Source organism: Solemya elarraichensis gill symbiont, from assembly GCF_002021095.1.
Taxonomy (GTDB): domain Bacteria; phylum Pseudomonadota; class Gammaproteobacteria; order Chromatiales; family Chromatiaceae.
Window position 1 is genome coordinate 1 of the sequence record NZ_MPRK01000041.1, and the last position, 10641, is coordinate 10641.

The following is a 10641-nucleotide window of genomic DNA, read 5'->3' on the forward strand; positions in this document are numbered from 1 at the left end:
ATGGTTCATTCGACTACCTGATGGGATTTGATGACTCCAACGATGAAGATATCAGCTTCAAGTGTGAAGGCATCGATGTTGTCATGGCACCCGAATATGTCCCTATGCTGGATGAGACGACTCTCGACTATGTCTCTCTTGAAGAGGACAACATGCAGTTTATTTTTCTGAATCCGAAAGATCCAACATACGTTCCACCCGCTGAATAATTGACAGTTTTTCTGCATGGAACTCTCCCCGGAAGATGCTCTGCGTCTAAACGTTCTGCTGGCTAACAAGCCTGACGCGATACGAATTCACGAATCCACGATGATCCTGTATGCCCTGACTGACAAGGGAGAGATGCAGGTTCAGCTCAATCCAGATTGTAATGACGGCAGATACCTCAAGCGTGTCAGGGCAATGCTCTCCGGACATGTACTGGGTTCGCCCGGCGGTTACCCGGTCTACCTGCAACGGTGGACACGCATGGGTCAGATGCGGGGAGATAATCTCGATCAACTGCTGTTGCTGGGTGAGCCTGAGGCGGTTGTGGCAGTCAGTTGTGCTGCCGGTCTCACCGATGAGCTGGCACGACGTGCCTGGTGGGCGATGGATGATGCAGACAATGCCAGGCGTATGCTGGCCAATGAGACTGTGCGTAGCGGCGCGATGGGCCCGGTGCTGGCCGACTATCTTGTCGAACATTTGCCTTTTGAGAGCGAACCGGACGTTCAGATGACGACGGTTGCCTTCGTGCTGCAACCCGGTTTGATCTCTTCAGAGGCAAAGCAGGATTTGTGGAAAAAGTCGCGCAGAAAGAACAGTTATCTTGCCGGCTTTCTTGAGAGCTGCCCGGATGATTTGCCAGGGCAGAATGATGCAAGTGACCTTTACCGTCGCTTTGTCGAACACTTTGATATTGATGACGATCCTGTAATCGCGCAGCTGGGAAGACTTCTTTCACCGCAGGGACAGGCGTTTCTTCAAACCGCAGAAGCAGTACTGGCAAAGCCGTCAACACAGGAGATTGTCACCCGGAGTATTGACATCATTGCACGTTATTTCGCACCATTACGGCCGCAAGGTGTCGAAGATTTGACGCTGGACCAACTCAGGGAAGAACTTGAGAGTTACCCTGGCGAGCAGCAGTCGCTGCTTGCGAAGCTGGCGGAATTTGATGACAGGGCCGCGGAGTGGTTGATTTCGATGCGACTGTTATCCGGACTGGGTTATGGTGTTTTACGCCCGATGCTGCGAGATTCGACTGCGATAGGCAGCCTGATGCGCAGGAAGCTCGAGCCGGCATTGACCCCGGTCACTGAGCATATCAAACAGTTAAGAGTTGAAAGCTAGGAATCCAGAGGGCCGTGTGACGGCCAGGAGAGAGTGAGTGAGTCAGGATGTCTACTGGCACGAAAGTGTGATCAGTCGTAATGATCGTGAGGAACGTAACGGGCACAAGGGTTGTGTGATGTGGTTTACCGGTCTGTCGGCGTCTGGCAAATCGACAACGGCACTTGCGCTCGAGGCGGCGTTGTTTGCACAAGGCTGCAATGTAGTCGTTCTCGATGGAGATAATGTCAGGCACGGCCTGTGTGCCGATCTCTCTTTCAGTGCAGAGGATCGTCACGAGAATCTGCGCCGCATCGGTGAGATGGCAAAACTTTTCAGTGAGACAGGAGCCATTGTGCTGGCGGCTTTTATCTCGCCATACCGTTCCGATCGCGAGCTTGCTCGCAGCAAGATGCCGCATGGTGATTTCCTTGAAATCTACTGCAATTGCTCGGTCGAAACCTGTGCGGAACGTGATCTGAAGGGTTTGTACAAGCGGGCGATGGCGGGTGAAATAGAGAATTTTACCGGTATATCAGCACCTTATGAAGAGCCATTGCGTGCCGAAATTACTATAGATACAGCCGCTAATCCGCTTGAAGCGAATGTTGACAGTCTCCTGAATGAGCTGAAACAACGTTCGCTGATTTCCTGAGCCTGTATGAATTATGCGGGCTTGTCCCCGATGCGGGCGGCAGGGTAGAATTCGTGCACTTGAATTTCAGGAAGTTTCCATGATTACCGGCAGTCTTGTAGCACTTGTCACCCCGATGCTTGATAATGGCGATGTCGATTACGACGCGCTCGAGAAGCTCGTCGAATGGCATATAGCCGAGGGAACAGACGGGATTGTCGCAGTCGGGACAACCGGGGAGTCTGCAACGCTCAACGAGAAAGAGCATTGTGACGTCATTCGCGCAACGGTAGAGACTGTCAATAAGCGAATTCCGGTTATTGCAGGCACAGGTGCCAACTCGACAAGCGAGGCGATCACCTTGACGACTTGTGCAAAATCAGCCGGTGCTGATGCCTGCCTGCTGGTGACTCCCTATTACAATAAGCCAACGCAGCAGGGTTTGTACCTGCACTACAAGGCGGTGGCGGAAGCTGTCGATATACCGCAGATACTTTACAATGTACCTGGAAGAACTGCTGTCGATATGGATGTGGAGACAGTTGGACGTCTGTCAGCTGTAAGTAATATTACCGGCCTCAAGGAGGCAGCTGCAGATGGACCGTCACGGGTTGCATCACTGCGTGAGCTGTGCGGGAGTGATTTTGCTCTCTACAGCGGAAATGATGACACCGGCAGGGAGTTTGTTCTCAATGGCGGTAATGGCGTGATTTCTGTGACAGCAAATATTGCTCCCGGTATCATGCACCGTATGATTACTGCGGCATTGGCCGGTTCACCTGAATCAGGTGAACTCGATGCCCAACTGGCGCCGTTGCATGACAAGCTGTTTGTTGAAAGCAATCCGATCCCGGCAAAATGGGCTTTGGCCCGTATGGGACGGATCGGACTGGGTATTCGCTTGCCGCTGACTGTGCTGGACGATAGCTGTCATGCAGAAGTTGAATCCGCACTGCGCGAATCCGGCGTACTGAATTAAGAGAGAGAATTGGTGAAAAAGATGACAATGAAGCGTGTTTTGAGTGTGTCGGCAGGAATGCTTGTATCACTGGCCCTGGGTGCCTGCAGTACGAGCAATGTCTTACCGGACAAAAAAGTAGAGTACAAACGCGCGAAGCAGGCAGATTCTTCGCTTGAAGTTCCACCGGATCTCACAAGAGACGGACTAGCTGAGGGTGGCGTTACCTTTGGTAGCAGCGGTGTTGTTACAACCTATTCTGAATACCAGTCAGGCAAGCAAGCAGGCGCCAGCGGCAGCTATGGCCGCAACGTACTGCCGGAAAATGCAGAGGTTGAAGTGCGCCGCGACGGTGACAAGCGCTGGCTGCAGGTTACAGGTACGCCTGATGCAGTCTGGGACCAGGTGCTCGATTTCTGGTTTGATGCCGGCATCATCCTGGTTGAGCAGGATCCAATTGCAGGTGTCATGAAAACTGACTGGATCGAGAACCGTGCCAATATCAAGTCAGACTTCATTACCAATTTCCTGCGTAAGAGTATCGATAGCATCTATTCAAGCGGAACGCGCGACCAGTTCCGCACACGTCTTGAGCGTGGTGCTGGAGGCAAGACCGAGGTTTACCTGACGCATTCGGCGATGGTTGAAAAGCTGGTCAGTGGCGCAGGCAGCAAGGATACCGACCAGAGTATCTGGGTTCCTGCAGAAAGCGATCCTGAAGTTGAAGCAGTTATGCTGCAACGCCTGATGGCCTTCATGGGCGCATCTGATAAAAAAGCGGCTCGTAAGGCAGCTTCTTCTACAGCCAGTGGAGAGCGTCTCTCGTCACTGAATACAGGTGCTGCAGTACCAACGCTTGATGTGCGCACTGATTATGCCCGCGCATGGCGCCTTGTCGGTATTGCAATGACCCGTGTCGGTTTTACCGTCGAGGACCGTAACCGCTCCGCTGGCGACTATTATGTTCGCTACAATGATCCGGATGACGAGCGTTACACCAGTAACAAGTCAGGCTGGTTGTCAAAACTGGCATTCTGGAGCGATGGCGATTCGAAGCGCCCGGAAGGTGGAGTGACCTACATAATTCACCTTGCTGAAGAGAGCGATGCATTGTCCCGCGTCACTGTACGTGATGATTCGGGTGCGTCAGTCTCGTCCAACACGGCTACACGCATTCTTTCACTGCTGCACGCCCAGCTCAGGTAACGGGTTTAGAGGTTCCCTGGGATGCGCTTCTGCTCACTCGGGAGTGGAAGTCGCGGCAATGCGACACTGATCGAGGCGGGTAATACCCGCCTGTTGGTCGATTGCGGCTACTCGGTCAAAGAGCTGGAGCGGCGTCTGCAGCTCATCAATATTGATCCATCCGGAATCGATGTGTTGCTGATTACGCATGAGCATGACGATCATATCCGCGGTGCCAACGCTTTCGCACGACGTTATGGCGTACCCCTGTGGGCCACGCACGGTACCCTGCGCAAGCAGGCAGGCAGGAGAGCGTGGCATGCAGATGTTGAGCTGCAGTCGATCAGTAGTAGCGTCAGCGAGATTCGAATCGGTGAAATCCAGGTAACGCCCTACACAGTGCCTCACGATTCTGCAGAGCCGTGCCAGTTCCTGTTCGAGGCGTCGCACAAGCGTTTTGCCATGCTCACGGATGTTGGTTCCATCACGCCGCACATCGTCTCCACCCTGAGTTCACTCGATGCACTCTTCCTGGAGTGCAACCATGACCTCGGTATGCTCCACAACGGCCCCTATCCGCCTTCCCTGCAGGCGCGGGTGGCGGGTGATCATGGGCATCTCAACAACCGCCAGGCAGCAAAGCTGCTCGAATCGATTCACGTCGACGAGCTGCAGTGCCTGGTTGCAGGTCATATCAGCGAGAAGAATAATCACCCCGACCTGGTCGAGTCTGAATTGCGCAAGGCTGTGCCGGATCTGGATGAACGCCTGGCCCTGTTGCAGCAGGATTCAGTGAGCGACTGGTTTGTGATTAATTAAGCTCCGATTATTGCGCCTCTTGGGGTAAAATCCCCGTACCGCCTTTCTTGTACATAGCCTGGATTTGAGAACCATGCAGATTCTTCGCGGCTCAGCTGCAATCTCCGATTTTCGTCGTCAGAAACTTCAAGCGACCCTGTCGCAGCAAGTTGGTCATAACTGCCTTGTCGATGCCGAGTATCTCCATTTTGTCGAAACTGAGACCGAACTGGATCAGGATAGCCAGGCCATTCTGGAACAGCTGCTGAGCTACGGGCCGGCGAGTGAGCCTGTTGCCGAGCGTGGACAGATGCTGCTGGTCGTGCCACGAGCCGGAACGATCACGCCCTGGTCAACCAAGGCGACCGATATTGCGCATAACAGCGGAATCGCATCGATTCGGCGTATTGAGCGCGGAACAGCTTATTTTATTGATGCTGGTGAAGAGCTCAATGCAGAACAGCTGATGCATGCCGGTGAGTTGCTGCATGACCGCATGACAGAAACAGTGATGCTTGACCTTGAAGAGGCATCCGCACTGTTTGTGCATGCCAAGCCGGCGCCGATGCGTACGGTTGATGTTATCGACGGTGGCCGTGATGCGCTTGTCACAGCCAATTCAGAATGGGGACTTGCACTTTCAGCAGACGAGATTGACTACCTGGTTGAGAGTTTCAGTGAGCTCGGGCGCAACCCGACTGATGTCGAGCTGATGATGTTTGCGCAGGCCAACTCCGAACACTGCCGCCACAAGATTTTCAATGCGGACTGGCTGATCGACGGTGAGGCACGTGAGAAGTCACTCTTCTCGATGATCCGCCACACCACCAATAGCTCTCCGGCTGATGTCCTGTCAGCCTATAGTGATAATGCCGCTGTTATCAGTGGCCACCAGGCAAAGCGTTTCATGCCGCAACCCGGGAGTGCTGAATACAGCTCTTCGGATGAGCCTGTGCACATCCTGATGAAGGTCGAAACGCACAATCATCCGACCGCCATCTCACCGGACCCGGGTGCAGCAACAGGTTCTGGTGGCGAGATTCGCGACGAGGGCGCGACCGGTCGTGGTGGCAAGCCCAAGGCCGGCCTCACAGGGTTTTCTGTTTCCAATCTGCGCCTGCCTGGTGCAGAACAGCCGTGGGAAGAGGATTTCGGCAAGCCATCACGTATTGTTTCAGCACTCGATATCATGCTCGAGGGCCCCATCGGTGCTGCTGCATTCAATAATGAATTTGGTCGTCCCAACCTGTGCGGTTACTTCCGCAGTTACGAGGAGCAGGTTCCGGGCACAGCAGCTGAATCTGAATTGCGCGGCTATCACAAGCCGATCATGCTGGCTGGCGGCCTCGGCAATATTCGTCAGAACCATGTCGAGAAGAGCATGTTTCCGCAAGGTTCACCCCTGATCGTACTGGGTGGCCCGGCGATGTTGATCGGCCTTGGTGGTGGTGCCGCCTCTTCAATGACATCCGGCACCTCGGCAGAAGATCTCGATTTTGCATCCGTACAGAGAAGTAACCCGGAGATGGAGCGTCGCTGCCAAGAGGTTATAGACCGTTGCTGGCAGCGTGGTGATGACAACCCGATTCTGTTTCTCCACGATGTCGGTGCCGGTGGTATCTCCAATGCGCTGCCGGAACTGGTACACGATGGTGAGCGTGGCGCCAACTTTGAACTTCGCGAAGTGCCAAATGATGATCCGGGCATGTCTCCAATGGAGATCTGGTGCAACGAATCACAGGAACGCTACGTGATGGCGGTCGATCAGGATCGTCTCGACGAATTTGTCGCAATCTGTGAGCGTGAGCGTTGCCCCTACGCGATAGTTGGCAGTGCAACTGACGAGGAGCACTTGACGCTCTCTGACGCCCATTTCGGCAACCAGCCAATTGATATGCCAATGTCGCTGCTGTTTGGCCAGGCGCCCAAGATGCAGCGTGATGTTACATCTGTCACACCAGCCCTGAAGTCACTGGATACAAGCGAAATCGATCTTGGGGATGCTATCGATCGTGTTCTCAGACTGCCGACTGTGGCAGACAAGAGTTTTCTTATTACCATTGGCGACAGAAGCATTACCGGCCAAGTGGCACGTGAGCAGATGGTTGGCCCATGGCAGGTGCCGGTAGCGGACTGTGCCGTGACGCTGAGCGACTATTCCGGTTACACAGGCGAGGCGATGTCGATGGGTGAACGCACCCCGACTGCACTGATCAATGCACCAGCTTCAGGGCGTCTTGCCGTGGCAGAGGCGATAACCAATATCGCTGCTGCGCCAATTGAAAAGATCAGCGATATCAAGCTTTCCGCCAACTGGATGGCTGCCGCCGGGCATCCGGGCGAAGATGCGCGTCTCTACGAAACGGTCAAGACAGTCGGCATGGAACTGTGCCCTGAACTCGGCATTGCGATTCCGGTCGGCAAGGACTCCATGTCGATGAAAACTGTATGGCAACAGGATGATAAGCAGCGTGCCATGACGGCACCCCTGTCACTGATTGTGACTGCTTTTGCACCTGTCACCGATGCGCGTTCAGTACTGACGCCGCAATTGAGGCTTGACCAGGGTGAGACGCAACTTCTGCTGATCGATCTTGGTGCAGGCAAACAGCGGCTTGGCGGTAGTGCGTTGACGCAGGTGTTCCGCCAGCTTGGTGACGAGTGTGCCGACCTCGATACTCCAGAGCTGCTCAAGGGATTCTTCAATGCTGTCCAGGCGCTCAATGCAGACGGCAAGCTGCTCGCCTACCATGACCGTTCCGACGGTGGTCTGCTTGCGACCCTGTGTGAAATGGCATTTGCAGCCCATTGCGGACTGGCGATTGAGCTCGATGCGCTTGGCAATGACGACCTGGCAATTCTGTTCAACGAGGAGCCGGGTGCTGTTATCCAGGTTCGTCAATCCGAACAGGAGGCTGTGTTTGCCGTGCTTGAGTTCCACGGGCTTGCAGCTGTGACTCACCCGATTGGCCGACCTGAGAACGGCGACGCAATCAGTTTACAGCGTGACGCTAAAACAGTTTACTCGGCACGACGCAGTGATCTGCAGTCTGCCTGGTCTGCCACCAGCCATGCGATGCAGAAGCTGCGCGACAATCCGGACTGTGCCGACGAGGCGTATGTGCGTATCACTGCTGACGATGCGGGTCTCTCACCAAGTGTCTCGTTTGATCAGGAAGAGCGCGTTGCAGCACCGATGATAGCAACCGGTGTGCGTCCGAAAATGGCGGTTCTACGTGAGCAGGGAGTCAATGGACAAATCGAGATGGCAGCGGCTTTCGACCGTGCCGGTTTTACCTCTGTCGATGTACACATGTCGGATATTCTTGCCGGTCGTGTGGCACTGGATGAGTTCAAGGGCCTGGTTGCTTGTGGTGGTTTCTCCTACGGCGACGTGCTTGGCGCCGGTGGGGGCTGGGCAAAATCAATCCTTTTTAATCCGCGTGCGCGCGATGCTTTCGAGGCATTCTTCCAGCGCGAGGATACTTTTTCTCTGGGTGTCTGCAACGGCTGCCAGATGCTTTCGAACCTCAAGGAGCTGATTCCAGGTGCCGGGCTATGGCCGCGCTTTGTGCGTAACCGTTCGGAGCAGTTCGAGGCACGCACATCGCTTGTCGAGGTCGTTGAGTCCGACTCAATCCTGCTGGCAGGCATGCAGGGCTCACGCCTGCCGATTGCAGTCGCACACGGTGAGGGGCAGGCAGAGTTCGCATCTGCTCAGCAGCTTGAGCAGGCACAGTCACAAGTTGCGATGCGATATATCGAGAACAGTGGCGCTGTAGCCGAGACGTATCCGGCGAACCCCAATGGATCACCACAGGGTATTACGTCGCTAACCACTACGGATGGGCGCGTTACCATCATGATGCCGCATCCTGAGCGCGTATTCCGCAGCGTACAGATGTCATGGGCTCCCGAGGAGTGGGGTGAGGCATCACCCTGGCTGCGACTGTTTGAAAACGGACGTTTCTGGGTCAATTGACGGGGTAGCCGCTTTTATTCCGACAGCAGAATCGGATTGGCGGGAAACGCGCAGGATGCCCCGGTTAAACACTAACTGACAGCAGGGCAGTATCCCCTTGCCCAATACACCCGCTTCTGTTAAAATAGAAAGCCGCTGCTAAAGTGCGGAGTTAGTACAGAATAATATTCTATTTGTCTGATATAGAAACCCAGGCATTAACTCTAATAAAGTGTAGGAGGAGAGCATGGCACATGTTGTCGTATTGGGAGCTGGAACAGGGGGTATGCCTTGTGCCTACGAGCTTCGCGATGAGTTGGGTAAGGAACATAAGATTACCCTGGTAAACGAGAGAGACTACTTCCAGTTTGTCCCGTCAAACCCTTGGGTTGCCGTTGGTTGGCGCGACCGCGAAGATATCTGTTTCGAGATCAAGCCTTACGTTGAGCGTCGTGGTATTGCTTTCCACCACGGGCGTGTTGATAGGCTCGACGGAGAAAACAGCAAGCTGATTTTTGAAAATGGCGATAGCATAGATTATGACTTTCTCGTTATAGCAACAGGCCCGCGTCTTGCGTTCGAAGAGGTTGAAGGTGCAGGCCCTGATACAGGCAATTCACACTCAATCTGCTCTGTTGATCATGCGGAATCCGCCTTCTCAGACTACAAGGCACTGCTGGAGAAAGGCAGCGGACATATCGTTGTTGGTGCTATGCCGTTTGCCAGTTGTTTCGGTCCGGCATACGAATTTGCCTTTATTGTCGATACCGACCTGCGCAAGCGCCGCATTCGTGACAAGTTCCACATGACGCTGGTCACCTCTGAGCCATATATTGGCCACCTGGGCCTTGGCGGTGTGGGCGATTCCAAGGGCATGCTCGAGTCCGAGTTGCGTAATCACCACATCAAGTGGATTACCAACGCCAAGACTCAAAAGGTTGAGCCGGGCAAAATGTTTGTCGACGAGCTCGACAACAATGGTGACACTGCCAAGAGCCACGAGGTTGAGTTTGACTACGCCATGATGCTGCCGGCATTCAAGGGTGTCGATGCGGTCGCTAATGTCGAAGGGCTGTGTAACCCACGTGGTTTTGTTATGGTTGATGAACATCACCGTAACCCGAAGTATCCCAACATCTACTCGGCCGGTGTGTGTATCGCGATTCCACCAGTAGAAGCGACCCCGGTACCAACAGGTGCGCCAAAGACCGGTTACATGATTGAGTCCATGGTGACCTCGATCGTGCACAATATTCACAATGAACTCGAAGGCAAGGAGCCGGATCGTCACGGTACATGGAATGCCATCTGTCTCGCCGATATGGGTGACACGGGTGCAGCTTTCGTTGCCCTGCCGCAGATACCACCGCGTAACGTTGCCTGGTTCAAGAAAGGCAAGTGGGTACATATGGCCAAGATTGCATTCGAGAAATACTTCATCCGCAAGATGAAGAAGGGCAGCTCGGAGCCAATCTACGAAAAGTATGTTCTCAAGATGCTGGGTATTACCCGCCTCAAGGATCAAAACCGATCGTAGCAAACTGAAAAAAAAGCCCGGTTTATACCGGGCTTTTTTGTGGCGTTGCCGGTGATACACGATATTGGTTGTTCATTATTGATAGTCGCATATGGGGTATATTTATAGTCTGGCAATAAATTAACGAGCACCATGCATGGAAGAGGTCACTGAAGAATCATTCGCTGCGCGCCAAGGAGAGAGAATCGAAGGCGCGTAGTCCCCGGTAGCCACTAGGCGAGACTGTTTTTCTGACGTGCGCCAGCGCCAAAGGA

Annotated in this window: 8 protein-coding genes; all 8 read left to right on the forward strand. The window is 54.0% G+C overall.

Annotated elements, in window-relative coordinates:
• Nucleotides 1-209: iron-sulfur cluster assembly accessory protein (locus BOW51_RS11075; RefSeq protein ID WP_078476452.1), on the forward strand; the 209-nt coding region annotated here is incomplete at its 5' end.
• 16 nt (nucleotides 210-225) lie between these two features.
• Nucleotides 226-1335 carry a sulfur reduction protein DsrS gene (locus tag BOW51_RS03450; RefSeq protein WP_078476453.1) on the forward strand — a complete coding sequence of 370 codons (1110 nt, stop codon included), beginning with the start codon at nucleotides 226-228 and terminating at the stop codon, nucleotides 1333-1335.
• A 37-nt stretch (nucleotides 1336-1372) separates the two neighbouring features.
• Nucleotides 1373-1969 (forward strand): adenylyl-sulfate kinase, encoded by a 597-nt coding sequence (gene cysC, locus BOW51_RS03455; protein ID WP_078476454.1) that lies wholly within the window; start codon nucleotides 1373-1375, stop codon nucleotides 1967-1969.
• Between the two features lie 79 nt (nucleotides 1970-2048).
• Nucleotides 2049-2927 (forward strand): 4-hydroxy-tetrahydrodipicolinate synthase, encoded by an 879-nt coding sequence (dapA, locus tag BOW51_RS03460; protein ID WP_078476455.1) that lies wholly within the window; start codon nucleotides 2049-2051, stop codon nucleotides 2925-2927.
• 21 nt (nucleotides 2928-2948) lie between these two features.
• Entirely contained in the window at nucleotides 2949-4112 is a 1164-nt protein-coding gene (gene bamC, locus BOW51_RS03465) for an NlpB/DapX family lipoprotein (protein ID WP_078476456.1), read from the forward strand.
• Nucleotides 4113-4133: 21 nt separating this feature from the next.
• Complete coding sequence (locus tag BOW51_RS03470) at nucleotides 4134-4910, forward strand: MBL fold metallo-hydrolase (RefSeq protein ID WP_078476457.1); 777 nt, start codon at nucleotides 4134-4136, stop codon at nucleotides 4908-4910.
• A 73-nt stretch (nucleotides 4911-4983) separates the two neighbouring features.
• Nucleotides 4984-8871 carry a phosphoribosylformylglycinamidine synthase gene (gene purL, locus BOW51_RS03475; RefSeq protein ID WP_078476458.1) on the forward strand — a complete coding sequence of 1296 codons (3888 nt, stop codon included), beginning with the start codon at nucleotides 4984-4986 and terminating at the stop codon, nucleotides 8869-8871.
• A gap of 226 nt (nucleotides 8872-9097) precedes the next feature.
• Nucleotides 9098-10387: an NAD(P)/FAD-dependent oxidoreductase gene (locus BOW51_RS03480; RefSeq protein ID WP_078476459.1), complete on the forward strand. Its 1290-nt coding sequence runs from the start codon at nucleotides 9098-9100 to the stop codon at nucleotides 10385-10387.
• Nucleotides 10388-10641: the final 254 nt, after the last annotated feature.